21 protein-coding genes are annotated in these 21789 nt (G+C 36.2%); 11 read left to right on the top strand and 10 right to left on the bottom strand.

Annotated elements, in window-relative coordinates:
- Window position 1: 1 nt before the first annotated feature.
- Window positions 2–3091, bottom strand: a complete 3090-nt coding sequence (locus HCO57_RS10250; RefSeq protein ID WP_167988957.1) for a UvrD-helicase domain-containing protein — start codon at window positions 3089–3091, stop codon at window positions 2–4.
- A 118-nt stretch (window positions 3092–3209) separates the two neighbouring features.
- Between HCO57_RS10250 and HCO57_RS10245 the strand changes: the two genes are divergently transcribed.
- Entirely contained in the window at window positions 3210–3818 is a 609-nt protein-coding gene (locus HCO57_RS10245) for a superoxide dismutase (RefSeq protein ID WP_136950397.1), read from the top strand.
- 651 nt (window positions 3819–4469) lie between these two features.
- On the opposite strand, the gene HCO57_RS10240 is transcribed toward HCO57_RS10245, so the two are convergent.
- Genes HCO57_RS10240 through HCO57_RS10225 form a run of 4 tightly spaced genes read right to left on the bottom strand, consistent with a single transcriptional unit; the run spans window position 4470 to window position 8567 of the window.
- Window positions 4470–6368, bottom strand: coding sequence for an amidophosphoribosyltransferase (locus HCO57_RS10240; RefSeq protein WP_167988956.1), 1899 nt, complete (start codon window positions 6366–6368; stop codon window positions 4470–4472).
- A gap of 41 nt (window positions 6369–6409) precedes the next feature.
- Window positions 6410–7336 carry a PfkB family carbohydrate kinase gene (locus tag HCO57_RS10235; RefSeq protein WP_167988955.1) on the bottom strand — a complete coding sequence of 309 codons (927 nt, stop codon included), beginning with the start codon at window positions 7334–7336 and terminating at the stop codon, window positions 6410–6412.
- Window positions 7337–7368: 32 nt separating this feature from the next.
- Window positions 7369–8001 carry a viroplasmin family protein gene (locus HCO57_RS10230; protein ID WP_167988954.1) on the bottom strand — a complete coding sequence of 211 codons (633 nt, stop codon included), beginning with the start codon at window positions 7999–8001 and terminating at the stop codon, window positions 7369–7371.
- Window positions 8001–8567: a phosphoribosylglycinamide formyltransferase gene (locus HCO57_RS10225; protein ID WP_167988953.1), complete on the bottom strand. Its 567-nt coding sequence runs from the start codon at window positions 8565–8567 to the stop codon at window positions 8001–8003. Before HCO57_RS10225 ends, HCO57_RS10230 begins: the two co-directional genes overlap by 1 nt.
- A gap of 144 nt (window positions 8568–8711) precedes the next feature.
- Here HCO57_RS10225 and HCO57_RS10220 point away from each other — a divergent pair, with 144 nt between their 5' ends.
- From HCO57_RS10220 to pyk, 5 genes are all read left to right on the top strand, one after another.
- The gene (locus HCO57_RS10220) at window positions 8712–8945 is read left to right on the top strand and encodes an acyl carrier protein (protein WP_010519573.1); all 234 of its coding nucleotides are present in this window, start codon (window positions 8712–8714) and stop codon (window positions 8943–8945) included.
- Window positions 8946–9036: 91 nt separating this feature from the next.
- Window positions 9037–10287, top strand: a complete 1251-nt coding sequence (fabF, locus tag HCO57_RS10215; RefSeq protein ID WP_136950402.1) for a beta-ketoacyl-ACP synthase II — start codon at window positions 9037–9039, stop codon at window positions 10285–10287.
- 10 nt (window positions 10288–10297) lie between these two features.
- Window positions 10298–11032 carry a ribonuclease III gene (gene rnc, locus HCO57_RS10210; protein ID WP_167988952.1) on the top strand — a complete coding sequence of 245 codons (735 nt, stop codon included), beginning with the start codon at window positions 10298–10300 and terminating at the stop codon, window positions 11030–11032.
- Window positions 11033–11146: 114 nt separating this feature from the next.
- Window positions 11147–11608, top strand: a complete 462-nt coding sequence (locus HCO57_RS10205) for an IPExxxVDY family protein (protein WP_167988951.1) — start codon at window positions 11147–11149, stop codon at window positions 11606–11608.
- 2 nt (window positions 11609–11610) lie between these two features.
- The gene (pyk, locus tag HCO57_RS10200) at window positions 11611–13053 is read left to right on the top strand and encodes a pyruvate kinase (RefSeq protein WP_136950405.1); all 1443 of its coding nucleotides are present in this window, start codon (window positions 11611–11613) and stop codon (window positions 13051–13053) included.
- Here pyk and HCO57_RS10195 read toward each other — a convergent pair.
- The gene (locus HCO57_RS10195; RefSeq protein ID WP_167988950.1) at window positions 13050–13571 is read right to left on the bottom strand and encodes a PAS domain-containing protein; all 522 of its coding nucleotides are present in this window, start codon (window positions 13569–13571) and stop codon (window positions 13050–13052) included. The two genes, pyk and HCO57_RS10195, sit on opposite strands and share 4 nt — an antisense overlap.
- A gap of 149 nt (window positions 13572–13720) precedes the next feature.
- On the opposite strand from HCO57_RS10195, the gene HCO57_RS10190 reads away from it, so the two are divergent.
- From HCO57_RS10190 to HCO57_RS10175, 4 genes are all read left to right on the top strand, one after another.
- Entirely contained in the window at window positions 13721–14578 is an 858-nt protein-coding gene (locus HCO57_RS10190) for a helix-turn-helix domain-containing protein (RefSeq protein WP_167988949.1), read from the top strand.
- A gap of 94 nt (window positions 14579–14672) precedes the next feature.
- Window positions 14673–14825 carry a hypothetical protein gene (locus HCO57_RS10185; RefSeq protein WP_167988948.1) on the top strand — a complete coding sequence of 51 codons (153 nt, stop codon included), beginning with the start codon at window positions 14673–14675 and terminating at the stop codon, window positions 14823–14825.
- 19 nt (window positions 14826–14844) lie between these two features.
- Window positions 14845–15390 carry a carboxymuconolactone decarboxylase family protein gene (locus tag HCO57_RS10180; RefSeq protein WP_167988947.1) on the top strand — a complete coding sequence of 182 codons (546 nt, stop codon included), beginning with the start codon at window positions 14845–14847 and terminating at the stop codon, window positions 15388–15390.
- A 34-nt stretch (window positions 15391–15424) separates the two neighbouring features.
- On the top strand, window positions 15425–15814 hold the full coding sequence (locus HCO57_RS10175; protein WP_167988946.1) for a plastocyanin/azurin family copper-binding protein: 390 nt from the start codon (window positions 15425–15427) through the stop codon (window positions 15812–15814).
- Window positions 15815–15861: 47 nt separating this feature from the next.
- Here HCO57_RS10175 and HCO57_RS10170 read toward each other — a convergent pair whose 3' ends face one another.
- Window positions 15862–16440: a TetR/AcrR family transcriptional regulator gene (locus tag HCO57_RS10170; protein WP_167988945.1), complete on the bottom strand. Its 579-nt coding sequence runs from the start codon at window positions 16438–16440 to the stop codon at window positions 15862–15864.
- Window positions 16441–16473: 33 nt separating this feature from the next.
- Window positions 16474–17571: a DNA polymerase IV gene (gene dinB, locus HCO57_RS10165; protein WP_167988944.1), complete on the bottom strand. Its 1098-nt coding sequence runs from the start codon at window positions 17569–17571 to the stop codon at window positions 16474–16476.
- Between the two features lie 27 nt (window positions 17572–17598).
- Here dinB and HCO57_RS10160 point away from each other — a divergent pair, with 27 nt between their 5' ends.
- Window positions 17599–18072 carry a CYTH domain-containing protein gene (locus tag HCO57_RS10160; RefSeq protein WP_167988943.1) on the top strand — a complete coding sequence of 158 codons (474 nt, stop codon included), beginning with the start codon at window positions 17599–17601 and terminating at the stop codon, window positions 18070–18072.
- Window positions 18073–18166: 94 nt separating this feature from the next.
- Here the strand turns inward: HCO57_RS10160 and HCO57_RS10155 are convergent, their stop codons facing one another.
- Entirely contained in the window at window positions 18167–20113 is a 1947-nt protein-coding gene (locus tag HCO57_RS10155) for a CocE/NonD family hydrolase (protein WP_167988942.1), read from the bottom strand.
- A gap of 269 nt (window positions 20114–20382) precedes the next feature.
- Window positions 20383–21783 (bottom strand): efflux transporter outer membrane subunit, encoded by a 1401-nt coding sequence (locus HCO57_RS10150; protein WP_167989109.1) that lies wholly within the window; start codon window positions 21781–21783, stop codon window positions 20383–20385.
- Window positions 21784–21789 lie beyond the last annotated feature (6 nt).

The following is a 21789-nucleotide window of genomic DNA, read 5'->3' as shown; positions in this document are numbered from 1 at the left end:
TTTATAAAAATGTGGGGGTTATTGAGTTGTTGATGTAAACAATTATTTTATTTGTGACAAAGTACCCCATTTTTGTTAGAATATGCTCATAATTCATTAACTGAATTTTGTGATGGTCTTGTGGTTTACCGGTTTTGTAGTCTAAAATGGTAGCCTCTTTACCCTTTAAGGCTAGGCGGTCTAAGCGTACTAAGCTTCCGTCTGTATGCAATAGTTCTACCTCGTTATAGGTTGTATAGGTATCTGTAAAATATTCTTTTAGTCTAGGGTGATGCACTAAGCTTTTTAGTAAAGGACGTATCTCATTTTCCTGTGTTGTATCCATTTCACCCTTTTCTATAAAATTATTTAAAACATGTGGCAAGTCATCTGGCACATAAACCTGTTCTAATACAGCATGTATTAAATTACCGCGTACTAGCTCCTCTGATGGTTCTCCCCAATTTATATTTTGTGCAGATGAAAAAGCATAAGGTGGTTTTGCACTCCTATATATATAAGGTATAATTTGTTCTTTGTTTTTTGTAGCCTCTAAGTCCGATTTATTCTCTTGTAATGTTCCAAACTGATAGGTGTCTTGGTCTGAGCGCCACATACCTTTAGCGTTAAGAAAACCTTCTAGTAAACTTGCGTAGCTATCGTTCAGTTCTTTTTCAGTGATAATAAACAAACCTTGTACAGCTCTAGTTAAGGCAACGTATAATACATTGATGCTATCTAATTCTGTTTGATGATATTCTTGTTCCAGTAGTTGGTTGCTTATCTGTGAAAACTGCTCCAAATCTTTATTCGCATTTACCAACACCTCTTCTAAGCCATTAAAAGCATTGGGTTGTACAGGAACCCATAGTTTCCCAGTTTTGGTTTTATCATTTATTTTGGTTTTGACAAATGGATAAATTACAAATGGAAATTCTAGTCCTTTAGATTTATGTACGGTCATAATGGAGACTGCCTCCATATGTTCAGGCACTGTTATTGCCATGTTTGGTTTGTTATCCCAGTGTTGTATAAATTCATAAACACCAACCCCTTCTTTTTCTGTGAATGCAAGAACTTCATCCATAAAATGGTTTACATGAGCATTACTTTTAGGAACTAAATTAAATTTAGCAATCAAAATTTCTAACACATCATATAAGGTATAACTACGGAGCATTTCTATATTCAAGGCATATTGTACAGTTAGGTAATTAGAAAAGCGTCCCAAGTGCTGCTGAATAAAATTGTGCTTATCCATTTTGGATGGACAGAGGTAGTTTAATAAATCAAATTCATATGCTTTTTCTGATGGCACTAGAAGATAGTGTAAAAAGGCAATTAAGAATTGTACCTCAGGATTATGTTTTAATAACAAAGCTTCTGAAGAAATAATCGGAATTTCTTTTTCCGCCAGATAATTGGCTATTGCGATAGCTTCTGTATTACGGCGAACCAATATACAGATATCACCAAACGCGTAACCATGGCTTTTTAGTGTGATGATATAGTCTAGCACTTTTTCGCAATACATAGCTTCTTCCGCCTTTTTATCTAGAAAGTTGATTTCTACATAACCACCCGTCCTAAAATTAATCTCTTGGGAGCTCTGGTTGGCATACATGTCTTGATAAGTATGGTTTTGTAGTGCATTGGATGCGTATCTAAAAAAATCATTATTAAAATCAATGACAGTACTAAAACTGCGCCAATTGGTGCCTAGTCTTTCTGTAAGGGCCTGTATTGTAAAAGGTTGTGCTGTATTGTTGATTAAGGAAACAAACTGGTCTGGATACCCGCCTCGCCAACGATATATGGACTGTTTAACATCGCCTACGAGCAAAAGCGAACCCTTTCTACCGTCTAAATCTTGATTTTCTAATGCATTAGAAATAAGTGGGGCTAAATTTTGCCATTGCATTTTAGAAGTATCTTGGAACTCATCTATAAAATAATGACGGTAGCGTTCCCCTAAACGTTCATATATATAAGGTGCAGGTTGGCCATTAATTTCCTTTGCAATTAACTTATTAAATTCTGCAATATGCAACTTACCCTTTACGTCTGTTATTCGCTGTACTTGTTTTGCAATCTCGTTTAATACCGTGAGCGGTAAAATATTGTTGTAGACATTTGTAAGAAACTTATAAGTGTAAAACTGTTTTTTTATTTCTAAAAATAGATTTACGAATTGCTCTTGTAAGGTATCTAGTACCTCTTGTATTGCAGGTTCGCATTTTTTGGGATAAAGCTTTTGTTCTGCTAGGTGCAATTGCCATTTAGCATCCCACTTTAAAGAACCCAAGTCCCCGTTACTAATTTTAATCATGAATTTAGGGTAGTAACCAGCACTAAAATCTGAGTGAGAAATACCATTGGTCTCCATTAAAGCTAGACTTTCTTCTGCTTTGGCCTTCATACCCTTTTCTAAAGTAGTAATAGCGGTTTTTAAGTCTTTCTTTAATACATCAAAATCAGCTATCGTCTTATGTTGCAATTTTTGCAGCTGTGGAAAATGATTTTCGCTAAATAAAAGTTTACCTACCTCTTTAAGGTCTTTGGTAATATTCCAGCTTTTTTGATTTTCTACTTTTTCTAAAGCATAAGCAATTAAGGTATCTGTAAGCGCTTTGTCCTCGCCAACTTGTTGTACTAGTTGCCCAACAGCCTCGTCTAATAGTGCATCAGTATCTAAAACTACTTCAAAGTTTTGTGCGAGTTTAAAATCTTTCGCAAACGTGCGTACTATTTTATGGGTAAATTTATCTATAGTAACAATCTCAAAAAAAGCATAGTTGTGCAAAATATCTTTCAGCAAAAACGTACTCTTGTATTGTAAAGCTTCCGGAGTTAAGTGAAGTTCTGTAGCAATCTCTTTAAACATGGTTTGGTACTTGCTCGGTAAGGGGTGTTGGCCAAACCCATGTAAAAACTCCAGTATTCGCTGTTTCATTTCTGCAACAGCCTTATTAGTAAAAGTAATTGCCAACAACTCTCTAAAGTTTTTTTGGCCTTCTCCTTGTAGCAATAAAACAAGGTAAGACTTTACCAATTGGTATGTTTTTCCAGAACCTGCAGAAGCGTCTAATATTTTAAAACCGTTTGTATTCAAGTAAATAGTGTTAAATGGTTTATAATCTTACAATCTTGTTAACATAGAAACCATGGAAATTGTTTGTTAAAATCTTATTTTTGATGAACATAGTATTAACTTAAAAAAAGACAAGAACATGGCTTTTGAATTACCAAAATTACCCTATGCATATGATGCATTGGAACCTAATATTGATGCCCGTACCATGGAAATACACCATACAAAACACCATAATGGGTATACTACAAAATTAAATGGTGCTATAGAAGGCACAGACCTTGCTGGTAAAGATATTGAAGATATCTTAACCAATTTAGATATGTCTAACACAGCGGTTAGAAACAATGGTGGTGGTTACTTTAACCATAACCTTTTTTGGGAGGTTATGCAGCCAAATGGTGGTGGTGAGCCTTCTGGTGATTTAGCTGCTGCAATCAATGATGCATTTGGTTCTTTTGAGGCTTTCAAAGAAAAATTTGCTGCGGCTGCAGGTACTAGATTTGGTTCTGGTTGGGCTTGGTTGTGTGTACACAAAGGTGGCAAGGTAGAGGTATGCTCTACTCCTAACCAAGACAATCCATTAATGCCAGATACTGGATGTGAGGGATATCCTATTCTAGGATTAGATGTTTGGGAGCATGCTTATTACCTAAACTATCAAAACAAAAGACCAGATTACATACAAGCTTTTTTTAATGTAATAAACTGGGATAAGGTTTCTGAGCTATATAGTGCTAATAAATAGTAAAGAAATTATTTTCTAAAATGTATGAGTGCGGTTATTACCGCACTTTTTTTATGGTTGGTATTCAGAGTTATACCAATAGAAAAGGGTGGGATAAACCCACCCTTTTCGTCCCAAATCTTACCATAAACTTAACCTACTTATGCTATGGCGAGACTAAATTACTGGTATTGTGTAAAATAACAAAAGAAAAAATAGAAAAAATTCTAAGGAAAGTAGCGGAGTATAGGTTAACAGTTACTAATAAGTTGGGTATCAAACATAAAGAAGGCGGACACTGTCCGCCTTCTTTCCCCAAATCTTACCATGAACTTAACCTACTTATGCTATGGTTCTTCAAATGTATGTTGATAAAATGTGCAAATCTATTCTTTTGGTTAAACAACACCTTAATTGGATGAACTACGTGGTCTGTCTATTATCCCGTATTTGTATGAAGAATTTACTTACTACGAGTGGAAAATGAAACTGGTGTAAAATAAAAAAGGTGGATATGTATCCACCTTTTTTGCCCCAAATCTTACCATGAACTTAACCTACTTATGCTATGGTAGTTATAAAGTTAAATTCAGTTTTTTCATACAAATCAGAATGCCGTTAAACGACTTCTTTTATCGATGAAAAGCATAAATTTTTGGTTTAAAGGCCTAATTAATAGGCTCTTTCATTCTTTCCTTCAAAGAAATTCATAAATGCTTTATTCACTACACGATGCCCACCAGGGGTAGGATAATCGCCTGTAAAATACCAGTCTCCTAAGTTTTTAGGACATGCATTGTGTAAATTATCTATGGTTTGATATATAATTTCTATCTCTGCACGGACTCCAGCTGGTGCTAACAATTCAGCAATCTTTTTGGATATTTCTTCTGGCGTAAAGGGAGCATATACTTCTTTTACGTAATTGATGATGTCCTTACTGTTACTTTTAGACTGTTCCACACATTTGTGGTAAATATCTTCCATAATGTGCATAGTGCCACGGTCTTCGTGCAATGCAATGGCGGCTCTGAAAGCTATAAAGTCTTCTAGCTTTGCCATATCTATACCATAACAATCTGGGTAACGTATTTGGGGTGCAGAAGAAACCACCACAATTTTCTTAGGATTTAAGCGGTCTAGCATTCTAAGAATGCTTTTTTTAAGGGTAGTGCCGCGAACAATACTATCATCTATTATTACTAGATTATCTTCTGGTTTAACAGAACCATAGGTTATATCATATACATGAGTAACCAAATCGTCTCTGCTATCATCTTGTGTAATGAAGGTACGTAGCTTGGCATCCTTAATAGCAACCTTTTCTATTCTGGGGCGTACATCTAAGATTTTATGTAAGGATTCTTGTGTAATATTGGTTCCTAAAGCCAATATTTGTTCTTCTTTCTTTTTATTGAGATAGGTTTGTGCTTCTTTAACCATTCCTAAGAACGATGTTTCTGCAGTATTAGGAATATAGGAGAATACCGTGTTGGTTAAATCATCCTTTATAGACTTTAAAATTTCTGGAAAAACAAGCTTTCCTAAAAGCTTACGTTCTTTATAAATTTCTTTGTCACTCCCTCTAGAAAAGTAAATACGCTCAAAAGAACATGCTTTTCTTTCTCTTGGTTCTTGTATTTCTTCTATGCTAACATTACCATTCTTTTTAATAATGATGGCATGGCCTGGGTCTAATTCTTTAACAGCATCGTATTTAATATTAAAGACGGTTTGTATGGCTGGCCTTTCTGATGCAACAACAACTATTTCATCATCCTTATAATAATAGGCAGGTCTAATTCCAGAAGGGTCTCTCAGCATAAATGCATCACCATGACCTAATAGACCACCCATGGCGTAACCACCATCCCAATTTTTTGCTGCTTTTCTAAGTATTTTACCAACGTCTAAGCGTTCTGCAATATGCGGAGATGCATCTCTCTTACTATACCCCTCTTTTTTAACTTTCTTATAAAGCTTGGCAACCGCATCGTCTAAAAAATGGCCTATTTTCTCCATCACCGTTACGGTATCTGCCATTTCTTTAGGATGTTGTCCTAATTCTACCAAGTTGCCAAAAAGCTCATTAACATTTGTCATGTTAAAATTACCAGCAACAATAAGATTACGGTGCATCCAGTTGTTTTGTCTTAAGAAAGGGTGCACACTTTCTATACTATTTTTGCCAAAAGTTCCGTAGCGTACATGGCCTAAAAACAATTCTCCTATATAAGGAACATTTCTTTTTTGGTAAGCAACATCATCTTGGCATTTTGGGTCGGCTAACATGGTAGCGTTAATGCGCTCATTAATTTGAGAAAAAATATCCTGTATAGGTTGTGGCTTTGCAGAGCGTACTCTACTTATATAGCGTTCTCCTGGCTGCATGTTTAATTTTATGCTAGCTAGACCAGCGCCATCTTGTCCTCTGTTGTGCTGCTTCTCCATCATTAGGTACATTTTGTTTACACCGTAAAATGCTGTACCATACTTTTCTTTGTAATATTCCAAAGGTTTTAACAATCGGATCAAAGAAATTCCACATTCGTGCTTAATAGGATCACTCATGTACTAAAAAATAAAGCCCCGTTTTCACAGGGCAGGGTTATTTATTCTATTTCGATATTAAACTGAGTCAATTCTCTAAATTGTAAGAGACGATTTGCTATCTCTTCTTTTGTCACCGTCAACATTCGTTCGGTACCAAATTTTTCCACACAAAACGAAGCCAAATTGGAGCCTTGAATTACAGCATTCTTTAAATTCTCAAAAGATATATTTTTACTTGCCGCTAGATAACCTGCAAAACCACCTGCAAATGTATCCCCAGCGCCAGTAGGGTCAAATACTTCTTCTAAAGGTAATGCTGGAGCAAAAAAGATACTTTGATTATGAAACAATAATGCACCGTGCTCACCTTTTTTGATAACCACGTACTTTGGTCCCATTTTTTCTATTTTTTGAGCCGCCTTTACCAAAGAATATTCTCCGGTAAGTTGCCTTGCTTCCTCATCATTTAGAGTAATAACGTCTATGTGTTTTATTACTTCTTTAAGTTCTTCAAGACTGTTGTCCATCCAGTAATTCATGGTGTCCAAAACGATAAGTTTTGGCTTTTTCTCCATTTGATTAATTACACTTAGTTGTATGCTTGGGTGTAAATTTCCTAACATAACTACATCTGCATCTTTAAAATTGTCAGGAACAACAGGATTAAAATCTGCTAAAGTATTTAACTCTGTAGCTAGGGTATCTCTGGTGTTCATATCTAAATGATACTTACCGCTCCAGAAAAATGTTTTACCACTTTTTACAACTTCTACGCCATCCAAACTAATATTGCGGTCTGTGAGCAAATCCATGTATTCTTGGGGAAAGTCGTCCCCTACAACAGAAACGATACAAGAAGAAACATCAAAATTAGCTGCAGCAAGACCTATATAAGTAGCGGCGCCACCCAGTATTTTATCGGTTTTGCCAAAAGGGGATTCAATGGCATCAAAGGCAAGGGTACCTACGACTAATAATTTACCCATTTATTTTTCAATTTTGCTGCAAATATACCGCATTATTTTCTACCAAAATCTGCAGGAATCTCTCCCCATGCTTTTGTTTCCCATTTTACAATGGTTGTGGTGTAAGAATTATTTTGCAACCATTTTTCTGCACGAGTAATTAGCTCAAATAATGCTGTGTTTTTTGCATTGGGGGCCAGCTTAGTGTTGCATTTTTTTTTGCGGACCCAACTCATGGCAGTACGGGAGTCGGTATAGATAATTCGGTCACTATTTTTCTGTTTTAAAAATGCTAAGCCATGAACAATGGCTAAAAACTCGCCGATGTTGTTTGTTCCTTGTTTAAAAGGACCCTGTTTAAAAAGGAGTTTTTTGGTCTTAGTATCTACACCTTGGTATTCCATTACCCCTGGATTGCCACTAGAGGCTGCATCTACTGCGATGCTATTATAATTGGGTTGGCCAATTTTTATTAATTGTTCCCTGCTTAAACCGCTACTTTTTGTTTTTTGTCCTTTATAATCAGCATAGTTTCCTTTGTAAGCTTTTTTGGCCTCATCAAAAGTTGGAAAAGATTTGTATTGTGCGCCTTCTACACCTTGAATTTGACTTTTACAGTCGTCCCATTTATCATAAATTCCAGGATGTTTTCCTTTCCAAACTACGTAAAACTTCTTTTTAGCCATTACTTAAGGAGTATATCTGCTATTACTTTTGGAAAAAACTCATATTCCAAGGAATGTACTTTTTCTGCAATAGAATTTGGCGTATCTTCTACAGTTAGTGTTGTTTTTGCCTGGTGTATAATGGCGCCATCATCATAATATTCATTTACATAATGTATGGTGATTCCTGTTTCAGTCTCATTATTTTCTTTAACAGCATGGTGTACATGTGCGCCGTACATTCCCTTGCCGCCATATTTTGGCAATAAAGCCGGGTGTATGTTTATTATCTTATTAGGAAAAGCATGCACAAAACTTTCTGGTATTTTCCATAAAAAACCAGCTAAAACAATTAAATCTGGATTAAATGCTTTTAAAGTATTTAGAACAATTTCTGTTTTAGAAAAAGCCATTCTGTTGAAATAAAGCACAGGAATTTTTAGTCTTTGGCACCTTTCTATAACTTTTGCATCCTTATTATTAGTAAGTACACATTGTATGTTGACATTGCTGTCGTTCTTAAAATATTGGAAAATATTTTCCACATTAGAGCCTGATCCAGAGGCAAAAAGCACGAGTTGCTTCATGTTGTAAAGGGTTTAAGACCAGTGCAAAAATAGCTGTCTGCATAGATAATGCAGTAATTTACAGTACAATTTATCGACAAATAGTGTTATTAAACCAAAGTTTTATATTTTTGCCATCAATAAAATTTAAAAACCGATATAACTATGTCAGACATTGCATCAAGAGTAAAGGCTATCATCGTTGATAAATTAGGTGTTGATGAGAATGAAGTAGTACCTGAGGCAAGTTTTACCAACGATTTGGGTGCAGATTCTTTGGATACTGTTGAGTTAATCATGGAATTTGAGAAGGAATTTGATATCCAAATCCCAGACGATCAAGCAGAAAATATTGCAACAGTTGGTCAAGCAATAAGCTATATAGAAGAAGCTAAGTAATTTTATGATATCTTATTAACGATTTTAAATTATCCATGTGGTAATAATGCCACATGGATATTTTTTTTAATTTCAGGCTAAATATAGTTCTATGCAATTAAAACGAGTCGTAGTTACAGGTTTGGGTGCCTTAACACCTATTGGTAATACTGTAGCAGAATATTGGGAAGGCCTTAAAAATGGAAAAAGTGGGGCTGCACCTATAACTTATTATGATACAGAAAAGTTTAAAACCAAATTTGCCTGCGAACTTAAGGGATACAACCCTACCGATTTTTTTGACCGAAAAGAGGCCAGAAAATTAGACCGCTTTGCGCAGTATGCCTTGGTCTCTTCTGATGAAGCTATAGCAGATTCTGGATTAGATTTAGATGCTGTAGATAAGTTTAGAGTAGGTGTTGTTTGGGGTGCTGGTATTGGTGGTCTAGAAACTTTCCAGAACGAGGTAATCGGATATGCGCAAGGAGACGGAACTCCGCGTTTTAACCCTTTCTTTATCCCAAAAATGATTGCGGACATAGCACCGGGTAATATTTCTATTAAACATGGTTTTATGGGGCCAAACTATACTACGGTATCTGCTTGTGCTTCTTCTGCTAATGCTATAATTGACGCTTTAAACTACATTAGACTAGGCCATTGCGATGTGTTTGTGACTGGTGGTAGTGAAGCTGCTGTTACTATAGCAGGTATGGGTGGCTTTAATGCTATGCATGCCTTATCCACCAGAAATGATAGCCCAGAAACAGCATCTAGACCATTTGATGCCTCTAGGGATGGATTTGTTTTAGGAGAAGGTGCTGGCGCTTTAATTTTAGAAGAATACGAACATGCTAAGGCACGTGGTGCCAAAATATATGCAGAAGTCTTAGGTGGTGGTCTGTCTAGTGATGCTTACCACATGACAGCTCCACATCCAGATGGGATTGGTGTAGTAAGGGTAATGCAAAACTGTTTAGAAAATGCTGGTCTAAAACCAGAAGATGTAGACGCTATCAATACCCACGGGACTTCTACTCCGTTAGGGGATGTTGCAGAGCTTAAAGCCATTTCTCAAGTCTTTGGGGAACATGCTAAGAACATCAACATTAATTCTACTAAGTCCATGACCGGGCATCTTTTGGGTGCAGCCGGTGCTATTGAGGCAATAGCTTCTATTTTAGCAATGGAAAATAGCTTAGTACCCCCAACAATTAATCATAATGAGGTTGATGAAAACATTGACCCTAGCTTAAACTTGACATTAAACAAGGCACAAGAGAGAGAGGTAAATGTGGCTATGAGCAACACATTTGGTTTTGGAGGGCATAATGCGTGTATTTTGTTCAAGAAATTAAGCTAGAAGTAATTTTATGAAATTTGCACCTAAAATATTCAATTCCCATCCTAAGCAGGATGGGGATTTTTTTTTGGGTATTAAAAGCATTCTTGGATTTAGACCCAAAAATCTAGAAATCTACAAAAGGGCATTTTTACATAGAAGCCTTAATAAAAAGGATGAGAACGGCAATCCTATGAATTATGAGCGACTAGAGTTCTTAGGAGATGCCATGTTGGGAACCATTATTTCTAAGCATTTATACAATGAAGTGCCAGAGGGAGACGAAGGTTATTTAACCAAAATGCGTTCTAAAATTGTAAGTCGTAAACATTTAAATGAATTAGGTAAAGACTTGGGTTTACTCAATTTTGTAGAAAGTCGTATACCAAAATCACATTTTGGAGAAAATATACATGGTAATGTTTTTGAGGCTTTAGTAGGAGCTATTTATTTAGACCGAGGGTATACCTATTGCGAAAAATTTATAAAAACAAGCGTTATTGAACCCTATGTAGATATAGAGCAGTTAGAGGGTAAGGTAATTAGCTATAAAAGTTTGGTAATAGAATGGTGCCAAAAACAGAAAAAACCATTCCACTACAACGTGTATGAGGATACTGGTAAAGATGAACTAAAACACTTTGCTGTTAAGCTTTCTATAGAAGGTAAAGTGCTTGCAAAAGCAAGAGCTACCAGTAAAAAGAAAGCAGAAGAAAAAGCCTCTAAACGAGCCTACTATGCCTTGCAACATAAAATAGATGGCTGACCGTTTTAAGAAATAGTAAAATATAACGTTTTCGTTAATTTTTACCTTCCTTAGCTGAGGATTGTTTAGGCAAGTTGAGGTTTTAGTCCTATATTTACAATTCGCAAAATTTTAATGGCAGCAGTATATAAAATATCAGAAGAATGCTTTGATGATTCTTTTGAGTTGATAGCTATACATACCAATTTAGAGAGCTATCAACTAGCCTATTTTATAAATAGCGTCACAGATTTGCAGCTTGCACGCTCTTTTAGAGACTTGGTAGTAGACACGGTTGCCTACGCGCTTTACGAGTACAAGGATGCTATTAGTGAAGAAGATTGGTTCTTAATGGCAAATAAAGCGCAAAAAGAAGACACAGGCCTAGCAGAAGGACTGTTTTCTCAAAGCAATACGCTGATTACATATCATTTATTGGAGGAACGTAAGGACATCAATTATCTTTTAAAATTGAGTGCAGAACAGACAATACAAATAAACAATGTTCTAGAACAGATAAAAAGCATACCAAAAGTGCGTATGGCTTATGCCCTAGAACCAGAAACCTTGAAATCCAAAAAAAACCTAATTTTTTAAACATGCCAACAAAAAAGAAAACAAAAATAGTAGCTACCCTAGGGCCTGCTACAAGTAAAAAAGAGGTTTTAAAAGAAATGATGCTGGCTGGCGTGGATGTGTTCCGTATTAACTTTTCCCATGCCAATTATGACGACGTGCAAGAGCGTATCAAAATGATACGCGAATTAAATGAAGAATTAGAAATAAATACGGCTATCCTTGCAGATTTACAGGGCCCTAAACTAAGGGTAGGTGTAATGGGTGGAGAAGTAGTAGTTGCCCCAGGAGATAAAATAACATTTGTTACAGGAGAACCGTTTGAAGGAAACGCCGAACGTGTTTATATGAACTATGCAAGCTTTCCGCAAGATGTAAACCCAGGAGAGCGTATTTTACTAGATGATGGTAAGTTAATTTTCCAAGTAGAAGCTACCAATAAAAAGGATGAGGTTATTGCTAAGGTAATCCAAGGTGGTCCTTTAAAATCTAAGAAAGGGGTAAACCTACCTAACACCAATATTTCCTTACCGGCATTAACCGAGAAAGATATTAAAGACGCCATTTTTGCTGTGAAACAAGATGTGGATTGGATTGCATTATCTTTTGTGCGTTTTAGCCAAGATTTAATAGACTTACAAAATTTAATAAAAGAGCATTCTGAATTTAAGATTCCTATTGTTGCTAAAATAGAGAAGCCAGAAGCTGTAGAGAATATTGATAAAATAGTAGCTTATTGCGATGGTTTAATGGTAGCTCGTGGAGATTTAGGGGTAGAAGTACCTGCTCAAGAGGTCCCATTAATCCAAAAGCAATTGGTGCTACGTGCCAAAAAAGCTAGGATTCCTGTAATTATTGCGACACAAATGATGGAAACCATGATTACTAGCCTTACGCCAACCAGAGCTGAGGTGAATGATGTGGCTAATTCTGTTATGGATGGTGCAGATGCAGTTATGCTTTCTGGAGAGACCTCTGTAGGTAATTATCCAGTACAGGTAATAGAGAAGATGGCTAGTATTTTGGAAAGTGTAGAAAATTCTGAATTAATACATGTACCGCAGACGCCACCCCATATTAAGACAAGAAGGTATATTACCAAATCAGTATGTTACCATGCAGCCTTGATGGCCAATGAAATTAAAGCGAAAGCTATTTCTACCTTAACCAACAGTGGCTATACTGCTTTTCAAATTTCAGCATGGAGACCAAGTGCACATATTTTAGTATTTACGTCTAATAGACGTATTTTAAACCAATTAAATCTACTTTGGGGAGTAAAAGCATTTTACTACGATAGGTACGTTTCTACAGATGAGACTATAGAAGACGTAAATAAAATAGCCTGCAAAAAAGGGTTTTTAGAAGTTGGGGATATGCTGATTAGCCTAGCAGCAATGCCTATTAAAGAAAAGGGTATGGTAAATACACTTAGGGTAACAGAAATAGAGAGTTGCAATCTTTAAGCAACCTCTTTTTCTAATGCAATAAAATTGACTAAATGGCCTTCTGTGTTCCAAACTGGGAGGCCTTTTATCCAACAATTATAAGGAGCACCATTTTTACGGTAGTTTACCACTACAGCTTCAAAAGGTTGTTCTGCTTGTATAGCATTTCTAATCTGTCTGTTTATTTCTGGATTTGTTTTAGCTCCTTGGAACATTTTTGGCGTTCTACCTTTTACTTCACTTACTAAGTAACCATTCATTTGTGGCATATTACTGCTAGCATGTACAATGGTTAAATCTGGTTTAGTAACTACAATGACCCGGTCTTTATCTAACAATTCTTGTTTAAAATCTATTTTACTAGTCCATAATCGTTGCTTGGCTAGAACTTGAAGTTGTTGTACGTCCAAAAGTTTATTTGTAATGGAAGAATATCCCAAAGAAAATTGGTCCCAAGAACATAATGGCAAACCTGCTCCCTTTACAGAATTGTAAAATTTTTTTGCCGCTTCATCGTAATATTTAAACTCCTTCATACTCCAATAGTAGATAAATAATCTATAAGCACTGATAATCAGAGAGCTGTTTAACGTTTTTGTCCAAAAAAATTATGATTTATTGGCATGTTAAGAACTGTAAGTTTAAACAAGATTTAGGGACTAAAAGGTAATAAATATTGATTTTAATGGAACATATTAAGTATGAGTATCATCGCCCTAGAGAAAATGCATTCTTAGGTTTATCTACAGATATTAAGCAAGACGATGCATATTTTCCTGTTCGGGATCATACCATTAAAATTTTGTGGAATCGTAATACTGCGCCTGTACAAGTTTGTGTGGATGATTACACCATCATCTTAAAACCCAATCAGCTTGTATCTATAACTTATTTGCAAGAAGTGAGCTTTAGCAAAACGCAATTACCGTTAACATCCTTTTCTTTTAACAGAGAGTTTTATTGCATAATAGACCATGACGAAGAAGTAAGCTGCAATGGAATTTTGTTTTTTGGCACACAAGATTTGCCTATAGTTAGTATTCCAGATACGTTACAACAGCGCTTTGAAACCCTTTTTAGTGTTTTTGTAGAGGAGTTTACAACTCCTGATAAGATTCAAGGGCAAATGCTGCAAATGCTTTTAAAGCGATTAATTATTATGGTTACCCGCTTGGCCAAAGAGCAACTCATAGTTAAAGCACTAAATAATGATCAGATAGAAACGATTAGGAAATTCAATGTTTTGGTAGACATACATTATAAAACCAAACGGAAAGTGAGTGATTATGCAGAATTACTACATAAATCTCCTAAGACCTTATCTAACCTGTTTGCTATCTATAATCAGAAAACACCACAACATATAATTCTAGAACGCTTGGCATTAGAGGCTAAGCGCTTAATGAATTTTACAGATAAACAGAACCAAGAAATTGCTTACGAACTTGGTTTTAATGACCCTGCACATTTTAGTCGTTTTTTTAAAAAAATGACACAGTTTACTCCCTCAGAATACCGCAATTCTCAATTAATGCAAGCCTAAAGGAAAAATTGGTAAGAGGTCGGGAAATTCGTCATAACCCTTGCCTGTTTTACTACCGCATCTTTGTAGTGTAAAAATTAGTAAAGCATTACAAATGGCACATAATAAATTATTTAACCTGATTAGCATTTTTACCAGCGCAAGGCGCCCTGAGGTAAAAGAATTAAATGCCGTAGCGCATTGTGAGAACCAATACCATCATGATTTTTATTGTGATGCGGAGAAACCTTTTATAGCAAATTTTTAGTACATAAAAACATAATAACATGAGTACATTTTCACCATTAACAAGAGACCAAGTAAGCGAGGGTAACCAAGCAATTTTTGATAACCTAGAAAAGGCATTAGGCTTTGTGCCAAATCTTTACGCAACATACGCGCATTCTAACAACGCATTGGCAAACTATTTAACCTTTGCAAATGCAAAAACATCTTTAAGCGCAAAACAGAAAGAGGTAGTAAACCTTGCGGTAAGCCAAGTAAACAATTGTGCTTATTGTTTAGCAGCACACACGGCAATTGGTAAAATGAATGGTTTTACAGACGAGCAAATCTTAGAATTAAGGAGTGGAAAAGCTTCTTTTGATAACAAATTAGATGCTTTAGCAAAATTAGCTAAGAATGTAACAGAAAACAGAGGAGCTACAGACCAAGCGGTAGTAGATAATTTTTTGGCAAGTGGCTTTACCAAAGAAAATTTAATAGACACTTTAGTTCTTGTAGGAGACAAAACTATTTCTAATTACATACATAGTACTACAAGAGTTGCAGTAGATTTTCCTGAGGCAAAACCTTTAGAAGCAGCGGTTTAACCTATTAATTAATTCAAATTAAAAACTTTATACAATGAAAAATCTAATTTTAATTTTAGCAGTGGTATTAGGATTAAACACTGCAGTACAGGCGCAAGATAAGATGATGGACAAAAAAGTAAAAACCATCACCTTAGAACAAACTCCAGGAGAATTTACTAAAAAGGAACTAACGGTGAAGGAAGGGACTTATATTTTTGAAATCGTGAATAACGGTGTAGACCACAATGTAGGTTTTGTTTTGGTAGAAAAGGGAAAAGATATAAGTAAGCCAGAGAACCATATACAGACTGCTTACGTAACTGCTCCTGTGGGTACAGATTCTAAAGAAGTATCTAAACCCACAACCTTATCAAAAGGGGAGTACGTGTATTTTTGTCCATTAAATCCTACGGCAACAGATAACATCTTGGTCGTTAAATAAGACCAATCTATTCATAGAAAAAAGGCTTGCCATTGGCAAGCCTTTTTTTATAACAGTTGTACATCTTGTAATACAGAAGGTACTACGCTTTTGGCTAAATGTATTGGCCAATCGTTCTCATGCAGATAGGTTTCCATCATCGCACTTTGAAAAAGCATATAAATAGCTCCAGATATTTTTTCGGTTTCTGCTTTTGAAACATTGGCTACAGTTCTCCCTACAATTTCACCTAAAAAGAATAGAAGTTCTTTCTTTTGAGCTTGTATTAACTGCCAAATACGCTCGTCCTTTTTGGTGATTTCACTTAGAATTTTAAGTCCCCAGTCTCCATGAAACGGCTGTTCACGATACACATCCCTTAGGTAATCAAAAATTGCTACAAGTTGCTGTTTACTATCTTGACGTTGAGACACATAATCTTTTAAGTCGCTCATAAATACATCTTGCTTATCCTTTAAATAGGTCAAACAAATATCTTCCTTAGATTTAAAATGATGGTATAAGGTTGCCTTGGCTATGTTGCTTTTGGCAATAATTTCATTTATCCCTGTTTGGTTATAACCCTGCGTATAAAATAGCTGGCCTGCGGTAGCAGTAATATGCTCCTTTATATTAGTCTTTCTCAATTGTTAATGTGTGTTTAGTTACCGCTAAAGTACTTAAAACTCGAATTTTAGCTGATATGTAATGCTGGTATTTTCCTTTTTGCCTATATGTTCTGTGTTTAAACTAGCTAAGGATATGCCCAGCAACCTTACAGAATTCTCTAGAGGGGATTGGTAAAGTAATTCTTTAGCGTGTTCTAAAATTAGACTTTTATCAGAAATATAAAAAGGGAGCGTTTTACTACGTGTTTGTAGCGTAAAATCACTGTATTTAATTTTTAGAGTGACGGTTTTCCCAGATAGTTTGTTTTTTTTAAGTCGTTTTTCTAGTTCTTGTGCTATATTTTCTAGGCGTTCTAACATAAATATTTCACTGCTCAAATTTTCGCTGAACGTACGCTCCGCTCCTACAGATTTAGGTGTTCTATACGGTTTAACTTCACTTAAATGAATACCCCGTACTACGTTATAATAGTGTTGACCACTCTTACCGAATTCTTCATTTAAAAATTGGAGCGACTTCTTTTTTAAATCGGCCCCAGTAAAAATGCCAAGTTTGTACATTTTTTCTGCCGTAACCTTACCCACACCGTAAAATTTACGTATGTCTAATGCAGCCAAAAAGGCAATTACTTCTTCTGGATTTACCGTTTTTTGACCATTAGGTTTGTTGTAATCACTAGCAACCTTAGCAATAAATTTATTAATGCTAATCCCAGCAGACGCCGTAAGCCCAGTTGTATCTAAAATCTTTTGTCTAATCTCTTGGGCAATGAGCGTTGCAGACGGATTTCCTTTTTTATTTTGAGTTACGTCTAGGTAAGCTTCATCCAAGGAAAGAGGTTCTACTAAGTCCGTATATTCAAAAAACACCTGTCTTATTTGTTGAGAAATTTCTTTGTAACGGTCAAATCTGGGTTTTACAAAAATAAGTTCAGGACAGTTTTTTTTAGCCAGGTAGCCAGACATCGCACTACGCACTCCATATTTACGTGCTTCATAACTTGCAGCAGAGACTACACCACGTTTTGCGCCGCCACCCACGGCAATAGGTTTTCCCTTTAAACTAGGATTGTCTTTTTGCTCAACGGAAGCATAAAAGGCGTCCATGTCTACATGTATTATTTTTCTAAGCGGAAAACTAAATTCCATACTCAAAATTAACCTATATTTAGCTAGATGGAGCACTTAGAAATAGAACGTAAGTTTTTGGTCCTTTCCCATGCTTACAAAACAGCAGCCAGACAAAAAGATAGACTGGTGCAGGGTTACTTAAATACGCATCCAGAACGGACGGTTAGAGTGCGTATAATGAATGATAAAGCCTTTATAACGGTGAAAGGCCCTGCTAATGATGCAGGCACATCTAGATTTGAGTGGGAAATGAATATCCCCGTAGAAGAGGCTACCAATTTAATTGATTTGTGTGAAACAGGAATTTTAGAAAAATACCGCTACAGAGTGCCCGTTGGCAACCATGTGTTTGAGGTGGATGAATTCTTGGGCGAGAATAAAGGCTTGGTAGTGGCAGAAATAGAGCTCCAACATGAAGATGAAAAATTTACCAAACCAGAATGGTTGGGAGAAGAAGTGACGGGGAACAAAGCATACTATAATTCTGCTTTAACCAAAAAACCATTTTGTCAGTGGTAAACATTTTACATAAGTTCAAACTTTAACTAGAATAGCATAAAAAAACCTGTAATGACCAATTGCATTACAGGTTTTTTATAATGGGTTGGTAAGCTTACTGCAATATTGTAAACTCAATATTAGAATCTGTAAATACCGTATGTGTCTGGGTTTTAAAGTCAGCTTCTTCTGCTTTAAAAATGTTATCCACATAGGTTTGCGGATTTAAATCGATAAGCGGGAACCACGTGCTTTGAACTTGTATCTGCAATTTGTGGCCTTTTTTAAAGGTATGGAATACGTCTTGCAGTTTTATATTGACAGCAGTTTTTTCATTAGGTATAAAAGGTTCTGGAGTAGTAAAACTATTTCGAAAACGGCCGCGTAAAACCTCACTACGTACCATTAAATGATAGTTACTCATTTCTAGATGGTCTTGCATCTCTTCATTGGTTTCTGCATCATCCGGGTGTACATCTATCACCTTAACAATCCAATCCGCCGCTGTGCCCGTAGTGGCTACTTGCAGGTTGGCTAAAATTGGACCTGCAAGGGTTAGGTCATCTGTTAATTCATCAGTCTCAAATACTAAAACATCTGCACGTCTTGCTGCAAATCTTTGGTCGTCTGTCATATATTTTCTAGGAGTAAACACAGATTTTATGTCCTCAGAATAGGGAACAGGCTTTTTAATGTCACTCACAAATTCTACCTTATTATCAGCTGTTTTTGTTGGTGTTAGCTCTTGATTAGGACTTAGATAAAACGCTTTTTTGGTGGTATTTTGTGGAGGCCAAGCCTCAAACTGGTTCCATTCTTTTTTGCCAGAATCGTATACATAAGCCTCTGGTAGACCTGTATTTCCATCTCCTTTTTCCTTTAAAAAGTGATTAAAGAATTTGGTTTCTATTTTATCTTGGAAAAACTCAGAAATAGAATCGCCAAAGTAATAATTACCTACTAGGTTTCTACCATTTCTACGAGCCCATCTACCGTGGTCCCAAGGGCCAAAAACCATGGTATTATAAGCACCAGTATTGTGTTTTTCTATGTTTTTGTAGGTTTCTAAGGGTCCATATAAATCTTCAGCATCAAACCAGCCCCCAACAATCATGGTAGCTACATGAGATTTGGTCTTGTTCAAATGTTGAATAAGACCTCTGCTTTGCCACATTTCATCATAATTAGGATGTTCTTTCAGCTCATTCCAGAAAAAGTCATCCGTTACACCTTCTGGACGTATTTTTTTATTATCCGCAGTTTCATATTCAAAAAAGCGGTCCAAATTTTTTAATGGGCCTTGGTCTAAGAAAAATTGATACTGGTCTTTAGTTCCTAAATCTGGCAAGGTGTACCAGGCTGTATCTACGGGGCTATCGCCGTTAGGTCTAGGCGTGCCAAATAAAGATGTTGCTCTAAAATAGCTTAACATGTAAGCGCCATTGTGGTGAAAGTCATCAAAGAAAAAATCGCCAATACAGGCTTGTGGAGAGGCGGCTTTAAGGGCAGGATGAGCATCTATTGTAGCATAAGTAGAATAGTAACCAGGGTAAGAAATACCCCAAATACCTACACGGCCATTGTTATTTTCTACATTGTTTACCAGCCAGTCTATAGTATCATAAGTGTCTGTGCTCTCATCTACTTGTTCCTTGCTGGTTTTATTGGGGATGTAAGCTCGCATGTTTTCATAATGTCCTTCACTTTTCCAACGGCCACGTACATCTTGGTACACTACAATGTAACCTTCTTGCATCATGTTGATATTCGGCGCAATTTTAGTTTTGAATTTACCATCGCCATAGGGTTGACTACTATAGGGGGTACGTTGCATAATTATCGGGTATTCTTTAGAAGTGTCTTTTGGAGAATAGATGGTGGTGTGTAGTTTTACACCATCTCTCATGCTAATAGCTACTTCTTTTTTAGTATAGTTTTCTTGAACGTAGTTTTCTGAAACTTCCGTGGTGGTAGGGTCAGTAGTTTTGTTGGTTTTTTTGCAAGATTGAAGTGTGCAAAGTACCAAGGCGGTCATCCCTAGGGATTTTAAAAAATGAGTCATTTTAAGTCTTTGAAATTAGCTTTCTAAAACTACAAAATTTTGCATTAGCGTTTAGCGCCATATAGCAGTGAATGATAAATGATGCCATAGACCATTGCGTTTGGAAATGAAAGGGGCTAAAAGGAATATAATGATAAAAAACAACTGTGGAAAGCGGGGATTTTCAACATTAAACAACAACATGCAAACTAAGAACAACAGACACTTGCATCACCCTATACTATGTCACTCAAAGCTTGCTCAACTCTCCACAGTTGCACACATAAATATTATCTCCAACCACCACCAAGAGCGCGGTAAAGTTCTACCGTTGCACTTAGTTGACCGTACTTAGAGTCTATAAGATTTAACTCTGAATTTAGCGCATTTTGTCTCGCGGTTAAAACTTCTAAATAGTTAGCCAAGCCATTGTTTAGTAACTCTTCAGAATAATTCTCTGCCAAGGCGTACGCTTCTAATTCTTGCTTGCGAGCTTTTAATTTTTTTGTCTCGGCCTCATAATTATATAAAGCATTGCTCACCTCTTGACCAGCTGTTAAAAGCGATTTTTTATAATTAAGAAATGCTTGTTCTTGCTTTGCTTTTGCTACTTCTAATTGGGTGCGTAATTTACGCTGATTAAAAATAGGTTGTGTTAAAGAACCTATCAAGGTAGAAAATAGTGAGCTGGCATCTATCCAATTATCAAATTCTAAGCTTTGAAAACCACCAGAAGCAGTTAACGTTAAGCTTGGGTACAAGCTGCTTCTGGCTACATTAGTTAACTCAAACGTATTAATTAGATTAAACTCAGATTGCATAACATCTGGTCTGTTTGCCAATAACAAGTAAGGTACCCCAGTTTGTAATTCAGGATTTAAATCTTGCTGTTCTAAAGAACCTCTTTCAATAGCTTTAGGAGCTTCAGCCAACAAAATGCTAAAAGTATTTTCTAATAACTTAATGTTGTTCTCCAAATCTATTACTATAATTTCTGTGGTATGCACCTGTGCTTCGGTTTGTTTAACCGCAACCTCCGTAACTTGGCCAGCTTGCTTAAGGGCGAGCGTAGTTTCTAAGCTACTTTTTCTGGCGACTAAAGTTTCTTCTGCAATCTTTTTTTGGCTATCCAGTGCCATTAATTGATAGTACGTATCTGCTATAGCTGCTACTAGCTGCGTTTTTACTGCTTGGTGTGCGGCTACACTTTGTAAGTAAGATGCATTCGCCGCACGTTTATTGCTACGTATTTTTCCCCACACATCTGCTTCCCAAGAAAGGGCAGCAGAGAGCTCATACTGTTCTAATGGTTCAGAGAAAAAACTACCAAATTGACTATTCTCAGAGTTTTTGGTTCTAGTAAATGAACTGGTTGCAGAGAGACTAGGAAAATACCCTGCTTTACCCTGTTTTAAATAAGCTTGGGCAATGGCTACATTTTCTAACGCAACACGGATGTCTAAGTTGTTGCTCAACCCTTTTTCTATATGGCTTTTAAGAATAGGGTCTGTAAAAAGCTCTTTCCAAGAAACAGATGCCAAAGAAAGACTATCCTGTGGCAATTGGTCTGTTCTGTAAAGCGCTTCTGTCTCTACTTCTGGTCGGTTGTAGTTCTTTGCCACAAAGCACCCTTGGAGTACCAGTGGCAAGGCAATAACGACAATAATTTTATATATATTTTTTGCTTTCATTTTGTT

It is taken from the genome of Croceivirga sp. JEA036 (genome assembly GCF_011882165.1).
Taxonomy (GTDB): Bacteria; Bacteroidota; Bacteroidia; order Flavobacteriales; family Flavobacteriaceae; genus Croceivirga.
This window is presented reverse-complemented; position numbering and strand designations above follow the sequence as displayed.